General features: G+C 51.9%; 18 protein-coding genes. 13 read left to right on the top strand and 5 right to left on the bottom strand.

Going from position 1 to position 19,206, the window contains the following annotated elements; translation table 11 throughout:
• Positions 1–136: 136 nt before the first annotated feature.
• The 5 genes from pssA to E3U44_RS17250 all read left to right on the top strand — a co-directional run bounded on the left by pssA (position 137) and on the right by E3U44_RS17250 (position 4,821).
• Positions 137–649, top strand: coding sequence for a CDP-diacylglycerol--serine O-phosphatidyltransferase (pssA, locus tag E3U44_RS17275; protein WP_134359319.1), 513 nt, complete (start codon positions 137–139; stop codon positions 647–649).
• A 65-nt stretch (positions 650–714) separates the two neighbouring features.
• The gene (locus tag E3U44_RS17270; RefSeq protein WP_134359318.1) at positions 715–1,152 is read left to right on the top strand and encodes a universal stress protein; all 438 of its coding nucleotides are present in this window, start codon (positions 715–717) and stop codon (positions 1,150–1,152) included.
• Between the two features lie 193 nt (positions 1,153–1,345).
• Complete coding sequence (prpB, locus tag E3U44_RS17260) at positions 1,346–2,236, top strand: methylisocitrate lyase (RefSeq protein WP_134359317.1); 891 nt, start codon at positions 1,346–1,348, stop codon at positions 2,234–2,236.
• The gene (prpC, locus tag E3U44_RS17255) at positions 2,233–3,357 is read left to right on the top strand and encodes a bifunctional 2-methylcitrate synthase/citrate synthase (protein WP_134359316.1); all 1,125 of its coding nucleotides are present in this window, start codon (positions 2,233–2,235) and stop codon (positions 3,355–3,357) included. The genes prpB and prpC overlap by 4 nt, the downstream gene beginning before the upstream one ends.
• A 12-nt stretch (positions 3,358–3,369) precedes the next feature.
• Entirely contained in the window at positions 3,370–4,821 is a 1,452-nt protein-coding gene (locus E3U44_RS17250; RefSeq protein WP_134359315.1) for a bifunctional 2-methylcitrate dehydratase/aconitate hydratase, read from the top strand.
• A 166-nt stretch (positions 4,822–4,987) separates the two neighbouring features.
• On the opposite strand, the gene E3U44_RS17240 is transcribed toward E3U44_RS17250, so the two are convergent.
• The 4 genes from E3U44_RS17240 to E3U44_RS17225 form a co-directional block, all read right to left on the bottom strand.
• Positions 4,988–6,112 (bottom strand): dihydrolipoamide acetyltransferase family protein, encoded by a 1,125-nt coding sequence (locus E3U44_RS17240; RefSeq protein ID WP_134359314.1) that lies wholly within the window; start codon positions 6,110–6,112, stop codon positions 4,988–4,990.
• A complete protein-coding gene (locus E3U44_RS17235; RefSeq protein WP_134359313.1) occupies positions 6,109–7,089 on the bottom strand; it encodes an alpha-ketoacid dehydrogenase subunit beta in 981 nt (326 codons plus the stop codon). The genes E3U44_RS17240 and E3U44_RS17235 overlap by 4 nt, the downstream gene beginning before the upstream one ends.
• Positions 7,082–8,158 carry a pyruvate dehydrogenase (acetyl-transferring) E1 component subunit alpha gene (gene pdhA / locus E3U44_RS17230; protein ID WP_134359312.1) on the bottom strand — a complete coding sequence of 359 codons (1,077 nt, stop codon included), beginning with the start codon at positions 8,156–8,158 and terminating at the stop codon, positions 7,082–7,084. The genes E3U44_RS17235 and pdhA overlap by 8 nt, the downstream gene beginning before the upstream one ends.
• Positions 8,159–8,271: 113 nt before the next feature.
• The gene (locus E3U44_RS17225) at positions 8,272–9,387 is read right to left on the bottom strand and encodes a Leu/Phe/Val dehydrogenase (RefSeq protein WP_134359311.1); all 1,116 of its coding nucleotides are present in this window, start codon (positions 9,385–9,387) and stop codon (positions 8,272–8,274) included.
• Positions 9,388–9,573: 186 nt separating this feature from the next.
• Here E3U44_RS17225 and E3U44_RS17220 point away from each other — a divergent pair, with 186 nt between their 5' ends.
• The 8 genes from E3U44_RS17220 (at position 9,574) to E3U44_RS17185 (ending at position 17,321) form a co-directional block, all read left to right on the top strand.
• Positions 9,574–10,437: a tryptophan 2,3-dioxygenase gene (locus E3U44_RS17220; protein ID WP_134359310.1), complete on the top strand. Its 864-nt coding sequence runs from the start codon at positions 9,574–9,576 to the stop codon at positions 10,435–10,437.
• Positions 10,424–11,632 (top strand): aminotransferase class V-fold PLP-dependent enzyme, encoded by a 1,209-nt coding sequence (locus tag E3U44_RS17215; protein ID WP_240761639.1) that lies wholly within the window; start codon positions 10,424–10,426, stop codon positions 11,630–11,632. Before E3U44_RS17220 ends, E3U44_RS17215 begins: the two co-directional genes overlap by 14 nt.
• A 131-nt stretch (positions 11,633–11,763) precedes the next feature.
• Positions 11,764–12,819, top strand: coding sequence for a 4-hydroxyphenylpyruvate dioxygenase (gene hppD, locus E3U44_RS17210; protein WP_134359308.1), 1,056 nt, complete (start codon positions 11,764–11,766; stop codon positions 12,817–12,819).
• A gap of 1 nt (position 12,820) precedes the next feature.
• The gene (locus tag E3U44_RS17205) at positions 12,821–13,939 is read left to right on the top strand and encodes a homogentisate 1,2-dioxygenase (RefSeq protein ID WP_134359307.1); all 1,119 of its coding nucleotides are present in this window, start codon (positions 12,821–12,823) and stop codon (positions 13,937–13,939) included.
• A gap of 97 nt (positions 13,940–14,036) precedes the next feature.
• A complete protein-coding gene (locus tag E3U44_RS17200) occupies positions 14,037–15,014 on the top strand; it encodes a fumarylacetoacetate hydrolase family protein (RefSeq protein WP_134359306.1) in 978 nt (325 codons plus the stop codon).
• Complete coding sequence (maiA, locus tag E3U44_RS17195; protein WP_134359305.1) at positions 15,008–15,655, top strand: maleylacetoacetate isomerase; 648 nt, start codon at positions 15,008–15,010, stop codon at positions 15,653–15,655. Before E3U44_RS17200 ends, maiA begins: the two co-directional genes overlap by 7 nt.
• 161 nt (positions 15,656–15,816) lie before the next feature.
• Entirely contained in the window at positions 15,817–16,752 is a 936-nt protein-coding gene (locus E3U44_RS17190; RefSeq protein ID WP_134359304.1) for a hypothetical protein, read from the top strand.
• A gap of 65 nt (positions 16,753–16,817) precedes the next feature.
• On the top strand, positions 16,818–17,321 hold the full coding sequence (locus E3U44_RS17185; protein WP_134359303.1) for a PaaI family thioesterase: 504 nt from the start codon (positions 16,818–16,820) through the stop codon (positions 17,319–17,321).
• Positions 17,322–17,386: 65 nt separating this feature from the next.
• Here E3U44_RS17185 and E3U44_RS17180 read toward each other — a convergent pair whose 3' ends face one another.
• Positions 17,387–19,087 (bottom strand): SpoIIE family protein phosphatase, encoded by a 1,701-nt coding sequence (locus E3U44_RS17180; protein ID WP_134359302.1) that lies wholly within the window; start codon positions 19,085–19,087, stop codon positions 17,387–17,389.
• Positions 19,088–19,206: the final 119 nt, after the last annotated feature.

Here is a 19,206-nt window from a genome sequence, read left to right as displayed (position 1 = left end):
GAAATTACTCCGTTGGACTTAAATTTTTCCACAGAATTCCTTAAAGGATGAGTGGTTCAAGCTGCAAATCGGAAAGGGAAAGCTATTCTTACCAGGGAGAGTTGCAATAGAGCCTCAGGGAATTATAGGTTTTTATATGAAGATCATTGGCTTAATAGGTGTTTCGCATCTTTTTACAGTCGCAAACTTGTGCAGTGGTATGTTGTCGATTTTTTTCTTCGCCCAAGGGGGGTTTATAAAGGGCGCATCATTGTTGTTAGTGGCAGTTGTTTTAGATACGCTGGATGGTAAAGTGGCGGAACTCATGGGACAAAAAAACGCTTTCAGAAGACAGCTTGATTCCTTGGCTGATCTGGTTTCTTTTGGAGTCGCACCAACGTTCTTATATTATATGTTGAGTTTTCCTAGCACTTTTATTACCACGATTCTTCTTTTTTTTGTCACTTGTGGCATGTTGCGCCTAGCTCGTTATAACATCTCTCAACAAAAAGATTTCGAAGGGGTTCCCATTACGATTAATGGCATTATTTTTCCCCTATTATATGCTGTATCACTTATTTTCCCTGGGAGTTTATCCTTTTGGCCTGTTGTTTTTGCGATAATGGGATTACTAATGGTATCCAGTATCAGGATTAAAAGGCTATTTTAGCGTAAATAATAGGATGCATTAGAGATAAAAATCAGTTCAAACATCTAAGTGAAGGAATTGACGCTATGAGTGCTGAGTTTAAAGTCATCATCGTTCCTGTAGACGGCTCTGAGGGTTCCCAGCGGGCGGCACGCTTCGCGGATAACCTATCCAAGGCGACGGGGCGGAAAATGAGGTTTATCTATGTGTTTCCTGCAACTCCCAGCGAGATTATGGGAATGTCCCAACTGTCCCAGGAAGATATCGAGCACACCAAAAAAGAATCCGCCCGCAAGGCTTTCGACAAAGCTCACCAAGCCATTGGCGATCAGCAACGGGAAGTGGAAGAGCAGATCCTCTTTGGCGACCCTGCCGAGGAGATCATCCGCTACGTGGGGGAGCAGACCGAACCTTTGGTCGTCATGGGGCGACGTGGCCTTTCCCGGATTAAGTCGCTGTTGCTTGGTAGCGTGAGCGGCAAGGTTATTCACCACGCTAACGCGACGGTCACCATTGTTCACTGATTTCTATGGGGATGGATACCTTGCCGGAAACAGCCCAAGGCCTCATTGATGCGCGCCTTCCCTGGCGCGCCCCCTGCGGAGGTCCCGATTTGCTCCCGGCGAATCGGTCCGGCTTACTTAGGTGTGCTAATAAATAGCCCGTAGGCCGAATTAAGCATGGCGTCTCCGGCAAAACTAGTTATCGAGAAAGCTTGTGACTGAAAACAATACCCCTGGCGCCCGTTTGCGGGTTGCTGTCAATGTGGAACGGCCCTTGCAAGTAGCGGGGGTCATTAATGCCTACGCGGCGTTGCTTGCCGAACGGGCTGGCTTCCGTGCTCTTTATCTTTCCGGGGCAGGGGTGGCCAATGCTTCCTTTGGCCTGCCGGATCTCGGTCTGACAACCCTCACCGAGGTGGCAGAAGAGGTCCGCCGTATCGTGGCGGTGACGGATTTACCCCTGTTAGTGGATGCAGATACCGGCTGGGGAGATGCCCTGATGGTTGCCCATACCGTAGAAACCCTGAGCCGGGCTGGAGCTGCAGGACTGCATCTAGAAGATCAAGAACAGGGTAAACGCTGCGGCCATCGGCCAGGTAAGACCTTGGTTAATATCGAGGAGATGAGGGCTCGGGTGGCGGCGGCAGTCAGGGGGCGCAGAGATGAACGGTTGGTGATTATGGCCCGCACCGATGCCTATAGCCTAGAGGGATTGGAGGCAGCAGTGGCTCGAGCGCAGAGCTATGTGGAGGCTGGAGCGGATATGATTTTTGCCGAAGCCTTAAGCTCCCTGGAGGAGTATCAACATTTGACCCAAGCGGTGAAAGTCCCCGTGCTGGCCAATATTACCGAGTTTGGACGTACCCCCTTATTGACTGTCCAGGAATTGGGAGAGGCGGGAGTTCGATTGGTGTTGTACCCCTTAAGTGCTTTCCGGGCTATGAGCGCCGCGGCCTTACAAGTCTATGAAACCCTGCGTCGAGAGGGGACCCAGCAAAATTTAATTGAACAGATGCAAACCCGGGAAGAGCTCTATGAAATATTAGGGTACTATGACTATGAACGCCAACGGGATGCGCGTCCGTCAAAGGAGAAAAAACCATGAGTCCAGAAACGGTCAGTAGCGGTCTAGCTGGCGTTATCGCCGGCAGGACAGCCATTAGTACGGTGGGGAAGGAAGCCAAGAGGTTGACCTATCGGGGGTATTCTATTGAGATGCTGGCTGAGCAGGCCAGTTTTGAGGAAGTTGCTTATTTGCTGATTTACGGCCAGCTTCCCAGCAGCGCCCAGCTTAGAGAATACCGGGAACAACTACAATCCCTGCGCCGTCTCCCCGAGGAACTCAAACCGGTGTTAGAGGCCTTACCGGGCAATAGCCACCCCATGGATGTGATGCGTACCGGCTGTTCAGCCCTGGGTTGTCTTGAGCCCGAAATCGATCTGGAGCAGCAAGGGGATATTGCTAATCGTTTGCTAGCCTTGTTGCCTTCCCTGCTGCTGTATTGGTACCACTTTCATCATCAGGGTACCCGTATTGGTACCCCTACGGAAGAGGAGTCTCTGGCAGGGCATTTTTTGAAACTGTTACACGGGGAAACCCCGGAGGCCATTCCCCGGCGGGTGTTGGATGTCTCTTTAATTCTTTACGCTGAGCATGAGTTTGCGGCTTCTACTTTCGCTGCCCGGGTGACGGCTTCCACCCTCTCTGACTTTTATTCCGCTGTCACGGCGGCAATTGGGACTCTGCGGGGGTCTTTGCATGGGGGGGCCAATGAAGCGGCGATGGCACTCATCGATCGTTTCCAAACCCCGGATGAGGCCGAGCGAGAAATTCTGGCGGCGCTCGCCAGGAAAGAAAAAATCATGGGCTTTGGCCATCGGGTATACAAAGAAGCTGACCCGAGGAATGCCATTATCAAGGATTGGTGCCGGCAACTGGCGGAACGGGTGGGGGACAGCTGTTTGTTTCCCATTGCCGAGCGGATTGAAGCGGTTATGAAGCAGGAGAAGGGATTATTTCCCAACCTGGACTTTTATGTGGCGCCGGCTTACCGCTTTTTAGGGATTCCCATTGACCTTTATACGCCCCTCTTTGTGTGCTCCCGAGTTGCTGGCTGGGCCGCCCATATTATGGAGCAACGGGCCGACAACCGGTTGATCCGCCCCACGGCCGAGTATATTGGCCCTGAGCCCCGGGATTTTGTGCCTATTGGGCAGCGCGGTTAGAGAGCTCTTTCCATGATCAATGACAGACGTTCAGCCCAGCGGCCGCCACCGGATAAGGTACTGACTACTCTTGCGGATTACGTGATCCAGGAGGAAATCACCCGTCCTGAGGCTTTTGAGACCGCCCATTATTGTTTAATGGACAGCCTGGGATGCGCTTTGCTTGCGCTTGATAATCCTGCCTGTACCCGGCTGTTGGGTCCTATTGTCCCCGGTGCTGTTTTTCCCGAAGGTGCCCGGGTGCCGGGAACGGTGCATACCCTCGATCCGGTGCAGGCCGCTTTCAATATTGGTTGCATGATCCGCTGGCTGGATTTCAATGACACTTGGCTGGCCGCCGAATGGGGGCATCCCTCCGACAATCTGGGTGCCATTCTAGCTAGTGCCGATTACCTCAGTCGGCGGCGGCAGAAAGAGGGAGGGTCGCCGCTGCCGATGAGCCAGGTGTTAACCGCTTTGATCAAGGCCTATGAAATCCAGGGTGTCCTGGCTTTGGAAAATGCCTTTAATCGCGTGGGACTGGATCATGTGGTGCTGGTGCGGGTCGCCAGTGCCGCCGTGGCCACTGCTTTGCTAGGGGGAACCCGAGAGCAAGTCATCAATGCCCTCTCCAACGCCTGGCTGGATGGGGGTCCCTTGCGGACCTATCGCCATGCCCCCAATACCGGCTCTCGCAAGAGTTGGGCCGCTGGTGATGCCACCAGCCGGGGGGTGCGTCTGGCTCTTATGGCCTTGCAGGGGGAGATGGGCTACCCTTCAGCCTTGACGGCTTCCGGTTGGGGGTTTTACCAGGTGCTTTTCAAGGGAAGGCCCTTTGCCTTACCCCGGGCTTTGGGTAGCTATGTGGTTGAGAATATCCTTTTCAAGGTGGCCTATCCGGCGGAGTTCCACGCCCAGACCGCCATTGAGGCAGCCATTACACTGCATCCCCAGGTGATGCCCCGCTGGCGGGAAATAGAGCGGATTGTGATTGAGACCCAGGAGTCGGCCGTGCGAATTATCGACAAGACCGGTCCTCTCCACAATCCTGCAGACCGGGATCATTGCTTGCAATACATGGTAGCGGTGGCTTTGCTGGACGGCCGGATCACCATGAATGATTACGAAGATGAGCGGGCCCGTGATCCCCGGATTGACGCCCTGCGGGAGAAGATGGAGGTCGTCGAGAAGCGGGAATTTACCCAGGATTATTTAGATCCTGAAAAACGGGCGATTGGCAATGGGGTCCAGGTCTTTTTTGGTGATGGCAGTGCCACTTCCCGGGTGGAGGTGGACTATCCTTTGGGGCACCGGCGGCGGCGTACCGAGGCCTTACCCTTGTTGATAGAAAAATTTCAGAACAGCTTGCACGGTCGTTTTCCTTCAGAGCGCTGTCAGATGATTTTGGATCTTTTTGCCGATCAAGAGCGTTTGGCGGCCATGCCTGTGGATGAATTTATGGAGCTGTTGATTAGCTCTAGGTAGACCGGACTGATTCGCCGGGAGCGAATCGGGACCTCCGTAGGAGACCCGAAGGGCGCGCGCCAGGGGGGGCGCGCAGCAATAAGGCCTTAGGTCGTTTCCGGCAGAATACATTGCCGGATACGCTGTGCTTAATCCGGCCTACGTGGTGTTTATTGGGCACTATGCTTTACTCGGCCTTTTCCAGGTCCTGAATCGCTACCATCAGAAAGCGGGTGGCTTCACCGCCGGTGACCGAGCGGTGATCGAAGGTTAACGACAAGGGGAGAATACGGTGTATTTCCGGTTTGCCGTTGACAGGAACCACCGCTTCATGGAGACGGCCAGCGCCAAGGATGGCAACGGTGGGTGGCACCACCACGGGATCGGCGTAGCGTCCGCCAAAGGTGCCGAAATTGGAGAGGGTAAAGGTATAGCCTCGTAATTCTTCGGGCGGGAGTTTCCGCTCCCGCACCGCCTGCTTAATGGCATCGAGTCCCTGGCGAAGGTTAGCCGGCTCTCGGTTGCCCACATCCCGCAAGACCGGTACGAAAAGCCCATTGGGGGTATCGACGGCAATGCCAAGATCAATCTTCTTGAGTATCCGCCGCCCGATGGCATGACTGTCATACCAAGCATTCAGGGCGGGTTCGGCTTGGCAGGCGGTGACAATGGCGCGGATGAGGCGCAGGGTGATGTCTTCCTCCGGGCCCCAGGCCTGGATGTCCGCATCATCATTGACGGTGACCGGGACCACTTCTGCATGGGCAGTCGCCATGGCCCGAGCCATGGTCCGGCGGACTCCCCGCAAGGGTTCCAGGGGACCCACCTCAGCTAGTATCTTCGCCACCCGCTGGACGTCTGCGGCGGTAACCATGCCATCAGCACCCGTCGGGGTGACAATGGAGAGATCCACGTCCAGGCGGTGGGCGAGGGCACGCACGGCAGGAGTGGCCTTAATGCCTGAAGGAACTTGTCCTACTCGGGTGGCCGCTTCTTGGACCACCTCCTTGCCTGCTTCCACCTTGCCCACGACCGTGCCCGTATCCTCCCGCTTTTCCGGTTGGGGTTGGGCCCCTTCGGTTTCGAATTCCACCAGAGGATCGTCCACGTGGATGATATCCCCTGCTTCTCCATACAGTTTGTCAATGCGGCCCTGGTAAGGGCTGGGAATGTCCACGATGGCCTTGGCCGTTTCCACCGCCACTAAGGGTTGGTCTATTTTGACCTCATCGCCGGCTTTAACGTGCCATTCGACGATTTCAGCGTCGGTCAACCCTTCCCCCAAATCCGGAAGCTTAAAGATACGGTTCATGCGAACTCCAATGTTTTCTTTGTTGCGGCCACGATAGAGTCGGTATCGGGTAGATACTGTTTTTCCAGACGAAAGAGGGGCATGATGGTGTCATAGCCGGTGACCCTTTGGACAGGCGCCAGCAGATTCAGCAGACCCTGTTCGGCCAACTGGGCAGCAATTTCGGCACCGACCCCACAAGTGCGTGCCGCCTCATGGACGATCACGCAGCGCCCGGTTTTGGTGACCGACTCCAAAATCGTTCCCATATCGAGGGGTTTCAACGTGGCCACATCAATTACTTCGGCGCTAATCCCCTCCTGTTCCAGCTTCTCGGCAGCGGCAAGGGTTTCGTGGATCATGGCTCCCCAGGCCACAAGCGTGACATCGGTGCCATCTCGCAGCACAAAGCACACATCTAGGGGGAGAGCCTCGCCATCGTCGGCAACGTCCTGTTTGACCAATCGGTAAATCCGTTTGGGCTCCAGGAAAATCACCGGGTCGGGATCCCGAATAGCCGCCAGGAGCAGGCCGTAGGCGCGGGTTGGCGAAGAAGGGATGACAACCCGCAGTCCCGGAATATGGGCAAATAGGGCCTCGGTGCTCTCGGAATGGTGCTCTGGGGCATGGATACCTCCGCCATAGGGAGCCCGGAGAACCATGGGACAGGTCAACCGGCCGCGGGTGCGATTGCGGAGCCGAGAGGCATGGTTAATGATTTGGTCAATGACCGGATAGATAAACCCCATAAATTGAATTTCGGCGATGGGCTTTAGCCCCTCTGCCGCCAGGCCAATGGACATTCCCGCAATGAGTCCTTCGGCTAAGGGGGTATCAAACACCCGCTCCTTGCCAAAACGGGCTTGAAGACCGACCGTAGCGCGGAATACGCCGCCATTGACCCCCACATCCTCGCCCAGGACCACCACCCTTTCATCCACTTCCATTTCATGGGCCAGGGCCAGGTTGACCGCCTCCACTAAGGTAATTTCAGGCATGGGCTTTCCCCCTGGCAATGGCCGCCTGGCGCTGCCCGCTCAGGGTGGTGGGCAAGGTCTCATAGAGATAATCAAACATGCTTTCCGGTGCTTGGGGAGGCGTATCCAAGTATTTCTGAACGGCTTCTTCAACTTGTTGGCTGAATTCCGTTTGGAGGGCCTGTTCCTGTGTTTCGTCCCAAGCGCCGACTTGGGTGAGATAGGTCCGCAGCCGTTGGCGGGGGTCGAAGCCCCAACGGGTTTCCACCTCTGCTTGTTCTCGGTAGCGACTGGCATCATCAGCGGTGGTGTGATCGCAAAGCCGATAAGTGAGGGCTTCAATCAAGCACGGCCCTTCGCCATGCCGGGCTTTTTCTACGGCATTATCGATGCGGTCCCGGAGGGCGATCACATCATTGCCGTCGACTTGCTCGCCGGGGATGCCGGCGGCAATGGCTTTTTGGGCTAAGGTCTGGGCATGGGTCTGACCTTCCAAAGGGACCGAGATGGCCCAGCAGTTGTTGTTAATAACAAAGACTACCGGTAAATTCCATACTCCAGCAGCATTAATGGCTTCGTAGAAATCCCCTTTAGAAGTGGCCCCATCTCCCAGTACGCACACTGCCACTCGGGGTTCACGCCGCAGTTTTATGGCATAGCCCACTCCCACCGCATGGGGGATTTGGCTGGCAACCGGAACAGAAATAGGAAAGTCTTGGCGGGACCCCTGATAGGCCATGCCGCGCTCATCACCTCCCCAATAAAGGAGCAGCTCGGTCATGGTGACGCCTCGCTGCAATTGGGCCCCATATTCCCGGTAACTGGTCAGGAGGGTATCTTCGGGAACCATGACATGGCCGATGGCCACGGAAATGGCCTCCTGTCCCAGGGAAGAAGCATAGGTTCCTAATTGTCCCGTGCGTTGTAATGACACCGCCTTCTTGTCAAAGAGGCGGGTCAGGGTCATGGCCCGGTAGAGCGGAAGCAGATTTTTAGGGTCTTCGGCAAAGGGAGGCAGGGAGTCGATAATTTCGGCTTTTTCGTTGAGGTACTGGGTATAGTGGACTTCGAAATGGACGACAGTAGCCAAGGCACTCTCCTGTTTTTGGGGTTCGACGTGCAAGCCAACTCATCGGTTTTCGTTGTCCGTTCCCTGGAGCGAAAAGGCAATGGGCACTTTAAAAAAATCCGGTATTTTTAAGTTTATTTAGTAAGTATAGTGGGTTCTCCTGGGGGTCCATAGAGGATTTCTTCCGCCATGTGATCAGCAATCTCACTGGTGGCTTGGTGGCTATTGCCCGCCCGTTGGAAGATCTCCATGAGGGTAGGGTAAATATTCTCTATCTTGGCCTTGAGTTCTGTTTCTTCTTCAATCACGGCGCGGATAGCGCCACCAGCATTAATCACATAATCTGGAGCATAAAGAATTCCTTGCTCCTGGAGGATTTTTCCATGTCGGGACTCGAGTAATTGATTATTGGCTGCACCGGCAATGATGGAGGCCTGCAGTCGCGGTAGGGTGTGATCATTGATCACCCCTCCTAAAGCGCAAGGGGCAAATACTTGGCAAGGTAAATCATAAACCGCTTCTGGTGGCACTACTTGGGCATTAAATTCATCCCCACAGCGCTGGACCGCTTTTTCATTGATATCGCAAATACTCAGGCGTGCTCCCCGCGCATGGAGTTCCTTGGCTAAATGATAACCCACGTGGCCAGCGCCTTGGATGGTCACGTGGAGACCTTCTAAATCAGATCGCTTGAATTTATAGGCCACCGCGGCTTGAATGCCGAGGCGAACGCCAAGTGCCGTGTAGGGTGAGGGATCACCGCTGCCTCCCCGGTGCCTTGAAGTACAAAGGACATGGAGAGTGCGCCGGGCGGCATAATCCATATCCGCCACTGACGTGCCGCTATCGACAGCGGTAATGTAGCGTCCCCCTAGATTTTCCACGAATTGGCCAAAAGCCTCAAAGTAGGGCTCCCGGTCCTTGATCGCCGGTGGCTGGATAAGTACCGCTTTCCCTCCTCCATAGGGCAAACGCGCCATGGCATTTTTGTAGCTCATCCCCTGGGCGAGCCGCATGGCATCTTGAATAGCGTCTTGGGTAGAGGCATAGGGAACACAGCGGCAACCGCCAAATGCCGGCCCCAAGCGGGTATTGTGAATGGCGACTACGGCCTGAAGTTGAGTAGCCGGGTCGAGATGGAAATGGAGATCACCAAATCTGAGCATTTCCGCATATTGAAAAAGGTCGAATTTATCCTCAGGAATTGGATGACCGGAGGGAGAAGTTTGTAGGGCGTGGGGTGTGGCCATAGGGACAAATACTATTGCTTGCTTACTTTGCCTTTACAGCGTGACAAATTGAATATTTGCTAGTCTAAAAATAAAAGTTGCAAAGTCTTCATTTGTCAATTCGGGGAATCCTTACCCATGTGGACACCCTGAGTGATTGAAAGTTTCTCCATTCAATGTATGTTCTTTTTAATTAAAGTGATCGTCATGTCAAACCAGAGACAAGAGACTAGCTTTGAAGGGGAAATCCAAACGGATTTCCAAAATAAAATGACCTATGGAGATTATCTCTGTTTGGATCAGATACTGAGTGCTCAAAATCCTCGCAGTGAACCCCCTCACCACGATGAGTTGTTGTTTATTATTCAGCACCAAACCACAGAACTGTGGATGAAGTTAATTCTGCATGAACTGGAGGCCGCTATTGCCTATATGGAGGCGGATACTTTAGAGCCTTGTTTTAAAATTTTTGCCCGTATCAAATTAATTCAGGCCCAGTTGTTTTCCCAGTGGGGGGTATTAGCCACCTTGACCCCTAGTGAATATGCCCAATTCCGCCATGTGCTGGGGCAGGCTTCGGGAATCCAGTCGATGCAATATCGGGCCATTGAATTTACGCTAGGGAATAAACGGCGAGCGATGCTGGAAATCTTTAAGGATGATCCGGAAAGTTATGCCAAATTGCAGGCGATGCTGGAACGGCCCAGCATTTATGATGAATTTCTGCGCCACTTGTTTCGGCAAGGTTATGCTGTGCCCCAAGAATCCATAAAACGGGATTGGTCTTTGCCCTACCAACGTAATCCTAAACTTATCCCCGTGTTCAAGGCGATTTATGAGAATCCTCGGCAGCATTGGGACCCCTATGCCATGTGTGAGAAATTTGTGGATATGGAAGAGCAGTTCCAACTGTGGCGTTTTCGCCATATGAAAACGGTGGAGCGGATTATTGGTTATAAGGTTGGGACGGGGGGATCGGCAGGAGTAGCCTATCTCAAAAAGGCCCTGGATTTTACCTTTTTCCCGGAATTGCTGGATGTGCGCACGGAGATTGGCAGTGTCCGAGATTGAGCAGGCGGTCCGGGCCTTAGGGGTGGAGCCACTGACTGAGGCGGGGTTAATTCACCATATTCATCCGCTTTTTTCCCGGGTTCTTCGCCATTCAGCAGGTGAAATCTATCTTGCCAATCACTCTTTAGGCCGGCCCTTGGATCGCACTGCCCAAGATGTGGCTACCGGTCTGGATGGTTGGTATCAGCGCCTGGATGAGGTCTGGGAAGATTGGCAAGAGGCGATCCAGACTTTTCGGGAGCGAGTGGCCCAATTGCTCCAGGCCTCCCGCCCTGACAGTATTGCGCCTAAAACCAGCGCCGGTCAGGCACTACGGGCGGTTCTCAATTGCTATGACCAAAAAATTCGGGTAATCACCACTCGAGGCGAGTTCAACTCCATTGATTTTATTTTGAAGGTTTATGCCCAGCGGGATCGAATTGCCTTGACCTTTGTGGAGCCCGATCAGGAGGGGCATTACCATCTGGAGGATGTTCTGACGGCCATGGGAGAACATACCGATCTGGTGGTGATCTCCATGGTTATGTTTGTCACCGGCCAGAGACTGGCTGATTTACAGCAGCTCACGAGGGCTGCTCAAGAGCGGGGTGCTCGCGTACTGGTTGATCTCTACCATGCTGTCGGGGTGTTCCCAGTAGAGGTGGAAGCACTGGGGGCTGATTTCGCCATCGGGGGTTGCTACAAGTACTTACGCGGCGGTCCGGGTGCGTGCTGGCTGTATTTACATCCCCGCCACTTAGACGGTTCGCTGGTTTCTTTGGATACGGGTTGGTTTGCCCAGGAGGCTCCCTTTGCCTTTCAGCGCCCCTCATCTCCCCGCTTTGCTCGGGGGGGAAATGCTTTTCTTGAATCCACGACTGCCATATTGCCCTTTTACCAGGCCAGAGCTGGACTGGATTTGACCTTAGCCCTTGGCGTGGAGCGGCTGCGGACGTATTCTTTAGCGCAATTGTCTTGCCTAAGGGGAAGATTAGCCGGCCACGCTATCAAAGTCTTTGGCTCCCTTATAGACTGTGGCGCCTTTGTAGCGATTCCCCATCCCGAGGCGGCGAAGCTGTCCCAAAGGTTGGCGGCCCAGGGTGTTCGGACCGATGCCCGGGAGGGCTATTTGCGCTTAGGGCCGGATATTCTCAATACCGAGGAAGAACTCGATACTGTCGTGGACCGATTAGTTACGGTGTGGGAGGGATTCTGAGTTTTTAATTTTAGGCCATCTCTTTTCTCTCCCGCCATCTGTTTCCTTCTTTTGGAACTCTTTCCTAGCCCTCCATGGTCTATAAAAAATAGAAGTCTTTAAGCCTATTCACTGAATTATAGGTCATTACCATGTTGACATTACCTGAGAATCCCATGGGTACCGATGGTTTTGAATTTATTGAATTCACTGCCCCGGATACCGGTGTCTTGGCCCGCTTGTTTGAGCGGATGGGGTTTGTGGCGGTGGCCAGACATCGTCACAAAGATGTGACTGTCTACCGGCAGGGCGACATTAATTTTATCATCAACCATGAGCCCCACAGTTTTGCCCAGGCGTTTGCTCGGGTCCATGGGCCATCAGTATGCGCCTTTGCCATTCGGGTTCGGGATGCTGCCGCTGCTTTTGAGCGGGCGGTGAAGCTAGGGGCTGAGCCGTTTCATGTTCCGGTTGGGCCCATGGAGCTGAACATCCCGGCGATTTTGGGAATCGGACGGAGTTTGATTTATTTCGTTGATCGCTACGGTGAACAATCCATTTATGATGTGGATTTTATGCCTGTTGCTGGTGTGCCTAGGAATCCTCAGGGGGCAGGATTAACCCACATCGATCATTTGACTCATAATGTTCCTGAAGGCCGGATGGATCATTGGGCTCACTTTTATGAGCGCTTATTCAACTTTCAAGAAATTCGCTATTTTGATATCCATGGCAAGGCCACGGGGCTCAAGTCCCGGGCCATGACCAGCCCCTGCGGTAAGATTCGAATTCCCATCAATGAACCCTCGGATAAGAAATCCCAGATTCAAGAGTACCTAGAGGCCTATCATGGAGAGGGGATCCAACATATTGCCTTGGCCACCGAGGATATTTACCAGGCGGTAGAGACTCTCCATCACCAGGGAGTTGAGTTTATGGGGGTGCCGGATACTTATTACGATGCTGTAGAAGCGCGAATACCTCAGCATGGTGAAGATTTGGCCCGCCTGCACCAGGATCGGATTTTGATTGACGGGGCGCCGCAGCAAGGGCAGGGCTTATTGTTGCAACTGTTTACTCAGACCATGATTGGTCCCATCTTTTTCGAGATCATTCAGCGTAAGGGTAATCAGGGCTTTGGAGAAGGCAATTTTCAAGCTTTGTTTGAAGCGATTGAGCAGGATCAAATAAAGCGGGGGGCGATTTGAAATGAGTCACTGGATTACATTACCGAAAATAGAAGGGGTCGCCTCAAGGCAGGCCCATGCGGATCTTCCACCTGAAAGCTACGAGCGGGAGCTCGGTAAGGAAGGGTTTTATGGCCCTTCCACCCAAATGTATCATCGTCATCCGCCAACGGGTTGGAGCGATGTGCAGGGTCCCTTGCGGCCACGAGCCTTTGATACCACTCAGCTTGAAGCCAATCAGACTTCCCCCTGGAACGCTTTCCGACTACTCAGTAACCCCCACTTACAGTTTCGCCTCTGGAAGACAGATAGCTCTATGGACCATTTGGTGCGTAATGCCGATGGTGACGAATTGTTATTTATCCACCAGGGGAGCGGAGATTTATATTGCGACTATGGCCATTTAGCGTTTCGTGAAGGGGATTATATTCTCTTGCCCCGGGGAACCCTTTGGCGGGTAGAAATCGAGAACCCCCTCTGTATGCTGTTGCTGGAGGCCACCGCAGACAGCTATCAGCTTCCAGACAAAGGGATTGTGGGCAATCATGCTGTTTTCGATCCAGCAGTATTGGATACCCCGGCGATTGATGAGAAATTTTTGGCCCAACAGACCGAAAGTGAATGGCGGGTCGTGGTTAAGCGCCGGGGCGCTTTGAGCACCATCATTTATCCATTCAATCCTCTAGATGCGGTGGGTTGGCACGGGACCTTGCTCCCGGTGCGGCTTAATTGGCGGGACATCCGGCCTGTTATGAGCCATCGCTATCATATCCCGCCCTCGGCTCATACCACCTTTGCCGCCAGCCGGTTTGTGGTCTGTACTTTCTGTCCTCGTCCTATCGAAAGTGATCCCGGGGCTTTGAAGGTTCCTTTTTTCCATAATAACGACGACTATGATGAGGTCATTTTCTATCACCAGGGAGAATTTTTCTCCCGGGACAATATTCACCCCGGTATGATGACTTTACACCCTAGCGGTATTACCCATGGACCTCATCCCAAGGCTTTTGAAGCAGGAAAGAAAGCCCTCCGTAAAGAAACCAATGAAGTGGCGGTAATGGTCGATGCCCGGGATGCCTTAGAGGTGGCGGAATTTCCTCCTGGGGTGGAGTGGACCGGTTATGTGGATTCTTGGAAGTAAACAGACCCTAAGTCTCTCCATGAAAGTTTTGAAGTATTCCTAAAACACCTCGTATTTTATTCAGAGGTACTTATGGTATCGACGAACGGAGATTTTTATGAAACTCGCCACTTTGGATAGTGGAAGCCGGGATGGGGCTTTGATGGTGGTGGACCAAGATCTTCGGTGGGCGGTACCGGTCCCCCAGATTGCCAACACCCTCCAAGAGGCCCTGGATGAATGGGCAAGCATGGCTCCCAAGCTTGAGAACATTTATCAGTCTCTCAACGGGGGCGAAATAAAGGGCGTTGCCCTGGAAGTGGAACAATTGACTGCCCCTCTACCCCGGGCCTACCAATGGTTGGATGGGAGCGCCTATTTAAGCCATGTGGAGCGGGTACGTAAAGCTCGAGGGGGGGAGATGCCGCCTAGCTTTTGGACCGATCCCCTCATGTATCAGGGTGGGTCGGACCACTTTCTGGGGCCCCAGGAGCCGATTTGTGTGGCCGACGATGCTTTTGGAGTGGATTTTGAAGCCGAAGTGGTGGTGATTACGGACGATGTGCCTTTGGGGGTCATGCCTGCCCAAGCCCGGTCTCATATTAAGCTACTCACGCTAGTTAACGATATCTCCCTGCGCAATTTAATACCCTCGGAGTTGGCCAAAGGTTTTGGTTTTGTTCAGGGCAAGCCTGCCAGCGCCTTGGCCCCGGTGGTGGTGACTCCAGATGAGCTGGGACCCGCCTGGGATGGGGCTAAGGTCCATCTTCCCTTGCGGACCCATTGGAATGGGAAGCTGTTCGGGGAACCCCATGCGGGTGAAGATATGCAATTTGATTTCCCTCAACTCATCAGCCATGCAGCTAAAACCCGTCGCTTGATTGCAGGGACCCTCATCGGTTCGGGGACGGTGTCCAATGTTGACTGGAACCGGGGTTATTCTTGCATCGTGGAGCGCCGGGTAATGGAAATCCTTGAGAAGGGAGCAGCAGTGACTCCCTTCATGAGCTATGGGGATCGGGTGCGTATCGAGATGCAGGATAGCCAAGGACGATCCATCTTTGGGGCGATTGAACAGGAAATGCGCCGGTGTTAACCCTCTATACTTATTTCCGAAGCTCGGCAGCCTATCGGGTACGCATTGCCCTTAATCTCAAGGGGATTGAATACCATTCCCAGTTCGTCCATCTTCTCCGCCACGGAGGAGAACAACGACAGCCCGCTTATCTGAAGCTTAACCCTCAAGGATTAGTGCCTGCCTTGGTGGAGGGGGAGACGGTGATGACCCAGTCCCTGGCTATCATCGAATATTTAGATGAGCTTTACCCCCAACCCCCTGTGTTGCCGGCTGATCTTAAAGGGCGGGCTTATGTCCGTTCTCTTTCCCAGTTGGTCGCTTGTGATATTCACCCTCTTAATAATCTGCGGGTGCGGCAATATCTCATTGAGCATTGGGGGCATAGTGAGGTGCAGTGGCAGGAGTGGTACCAGCAGTGGGTCCAGGAGGGATTTAGCGCCTTGGAGACCTTTTTGGCAACTCATCCAGCCACCGGTCAGTGCTGCTATGGCCATAGTCCGACGATGGCGGATATTTGCCTTATCCCTCAGGTTTATAACGCCCGCCGTTTTAATTGCGATCTCAGTTCTTATCCACTCCTTAGTGAAATTTATCGACACTGTACCGCCCTTGAGCCTTTCCGGCAGGCGGCACCAGAGTATCAATGGGACGCTACCTAAATATTTCAAGCTTCAGTGGAATTTTGCTGGAGTGGTCAGGTCTAATGATTCAAGAATCATTTGTTAGGCACAGAGTTTAATCCTCTATTGGTAGAGGTCCCCAAGACAGGATGACTGTGCTTTGCCTCCGCCCGCTAGGCGATTTCTAGGAGGTAAAATTTATGAATACATCTGCACACCAATTGCATGATTTCGCTGAGAAGCACCATCTCATTGGGTTGACAGCGCCTTCCTTACAGGCCCTGATGGAAGGAAAATTAGGCTATTCTACTTCTAAGGCGAAACGGTTTTTGTCTTTTCAAGACCGTATCAACAAAGAGCTGTTGAACCATCGGATTATTCTCCACAACCGCTATACAAAATGGTTTAAGCAAGGCGAGCAGAATCTGGAACAGGTAAAAGCTTTTATTGTGCAATTCTCCGTATTTTCAAACCGATTTTTAATCGCCCAATTGCTGAAAACCATTAATGCCGATTCTTTGGAAAGTATGCGAGCATCGAAAGAAATTCTTGCTAATGAGATTGGCGTAGTGTTCAATTCCGGTAAACGGAGAGCCCGGAAAACTTTAAACCCTGAGCATGAAGCAGACCCGGCGCTAGTTTCTACCGAAGGAAGTGTGGAAGGAGGTGTTTTCCGTTTTCAGGCGGCTCATTTTGAGTGGTTATTGCGGATTGTTCACAAGCTGGGGCTAGGTTTTAATGATGTAGGTAAGCGAAGCCATGGTACACAAGCCACCTTATTTTTCTGCGATGAACTGAATCGCCTCTATGGCAGCGAAGATTATAAAATATCCCAGGCGGCCAGTTATGCCGTGGAGAATTGGGCGGCAGCAGGATTTTGGGAAGAGCTTATCGAAGGGCTTTCCAAGTTTAATGAACGCACAGGGATGGCCTTGCCATTGGCATTTTTTACTTGGCATAGTCGGCTTGAGGCCCAGCATGCCCGCCATACCCAGGAAGAATTGGAAGAAATCTACTTTACCCAAAACATCAAAGAAGATGAATTCATCCATTATGGCAATGAAATGCTGGAGGGGGTGGCGGTATTTTGGGAGGGTCTGGAGGAGCAGCGTAAGGAGCTAGCAGCCCTCCATTGAGGTGGACGTGTTTGAATGCCTGATCGCCACTTGTTAGCAAAGCCAATGGATTTTTATATTTTGGCATGACAAAGCAGCAGTATTTTCAAGACTATATGCCTGATAAAGTTTGCTTTGGGTGTGGAACAGAAAATCCTGAGGGGTTGCACATCAAAAGCTTTTGGCAAGGGGATGAAGCCGTCTGTTTTTGGCAACCACAAGCAGCCTATCAGGGGTGGCCGGGTATTACCTGTGGCGGTATCATTGCCACCCTTATTGATTGTCATTGCATGGCGACGGCTATGGCGACTGCCGTTGGTAATGAGCATCGCCCTTTAGGTTCAGCGCCCCATTATCGCTTTGCCACCGGCAGCCTTTATATCCGTTACCTTCAGCCTACACCTATGGATAGTCCTCTGGAGTTGCGGGCCCGTGTTATAGATATTAAAAATGAACGCAAATATAGCTTAACCTGCGAAATTTTTGGAGGGGGAGAGAAAACTGCTGAGGCTGAAGTGATTGCCTTTTTGGTATACCGCAGTGATCGTCCAGAGTTGTCACCACCAACTTTTCAGAGAGAAAACAACTGATGCTCAGTTTAGTATTATACTGGAGTTTGTGGGGGGGCGCTTTTAAGAGCGATTTCCGAGGAGATTTATTTATCTCGAAAAGCACAGACTAAACACATATCATCGTTTTGTGTTTGTTGACCCATAAACAGTTTTACAGCTTCGATGAGTTCAGTGCCTATAGTGGCAGCATTTGAGGCGTGAGCCTGCAATTGAGTACGGATTCGTGTCAGGCCAAATAATTCATCTTCTTCATTCATCGCTTCATTGAAACCATCGGTAAATATTGTCAAGCTATCCCTAGGAGCAAGGGTTATCTGGAGTGCTTCATAATGATAGTCTGGAAGCACCCCTAAAGGAGGACCGGCTGTTTTTGTGCAGATAGCTTCAACTTGTCCATCAGCGTGGCGTAGAAAAGGGGGGAGATGTCCGGCATTCACCACATTGGCGGTATGCTGAAGAGGGTCGAGGATAACCATAATTAGAGTGACAAAACGATCCTCCCAGCCCCGTTGGATAAATTTTTTATTAAGCTTAGAAAGGGCTTCCGCCGGTGATAATTCAGCCTCCAAGCAGCACCGAGTCTCTGCTGAAAGTTTAGCCATGACTAAAGCTGCAGAAATACCTTTGCCGGAAACATCGGCTAAGAGAATAGCCAATTTTGATTCCGGCAGGTGGATGTAATCAAAATAGTCTCCGCCAACCTGATGGGCCGGTTGATAAAAATGAAAGAAATCGTAGCCTTCAACGGAGGGAGGTGAGCTGGGAAGGAGATCATGTTGGACCTTGTCGGCCAATTCCAATTCCCGTTCTAATTCCTGTTTCTTTAAAGTCTCTTCATGTAATTGAGCATGCTCTATGGCAAATGCTGCTTGGCAGGCAACGGTAGCCAATACATTTAAATCATCTTGCCGAAAATGTTCTTTTGGATTGGCCGTATCAAGCTGAATGGCCCCGAAAGATTTTCCAGAACTCCCAATGAGTGGAGCACACATTACTGATCGAATCTGCAGATCTAGAATGCTTTCGCTGGTGTCAAAACGAGAGTCGCTAGCGGCATCGGCTGAGAGTATCGCTGTTTTATCTCTTATCACCTGCTCGATAATGGTGTGACTAATACGAATTTTGTCTCTATCCGGCATGCGCCGGCATTTAATCACCTGGGGTTTAAAGGTTTGGTGTTTTTCATCTCGTAATATAAGGAAACCCCGATCGGCTTGAATGAAGATACTAAATAAGCTTTCAAGTACCTTATTAAAGACTTGATCCACTTCTAGGGTTGAGCTGAGATCTTTAGTAATCTGTAACAGCGCGGCTAATTTAGCTTCCGTATTGATGGTAAATTGTGTTTTCGAACGGGTGTCTCCTGCGTCTATCATCGAAATGATCTGTGATTTATAGGAGCCTGATGGCTCAGTGACGACCCGTGGTCTGCTTGGTGTACTCGCTTTGGCCGATAAAATTTCTGTTTTTGGGGCTATGGTCGTCTCTTGAGGGTCCCCTAGGTGAAATACCATCGAGATATCACCCATGGTGATTTGGTCGTTTTCCTGCAAACGATAGCGGCCTTGAATGGGTTGACCATTTACATAAGTGCCATTACTGCTATTAAGATCTTCAAGATAATATTTTTGGTCAACCTGGAGAATTTGGGCATGCTGGCGACTCACCGTTTTATCGTCGAACACGATGCTACAATCAGAATGCCGCCCTAAAACTGTTCGTTCATTAGAAATAGGGTATGATTTGTGGAACTTGAAACCGCAAAGGGTTTGAAGACATGCCATAGTAGACGGCCTCCGTAGCGGTATTCTTTGTCTCCTATGGCCAAAGAAGCGCTAGCGAGAATTAGCGGGAAGATGGTAATCTTTGGTTTCCATAGGATGGACTCTGGCGTTCTCTTATC

Origin of the sequence: Nitrosococcus wardiae (assembly GCF_004421105.1) — a bacterium.
Classification (GTDB): domain Bacteria; phylum Pseudomonadota; class Gammaproteobacteria; order Nitrosococcales; family Nitrosococcaceae; genus Nitrosococcus; species Nitrosococcus wardiae.
Note: the sequence above shows the minus strand (reverse complement) of the source record. Positions and strands in the feature narration are given on the sequence as shown.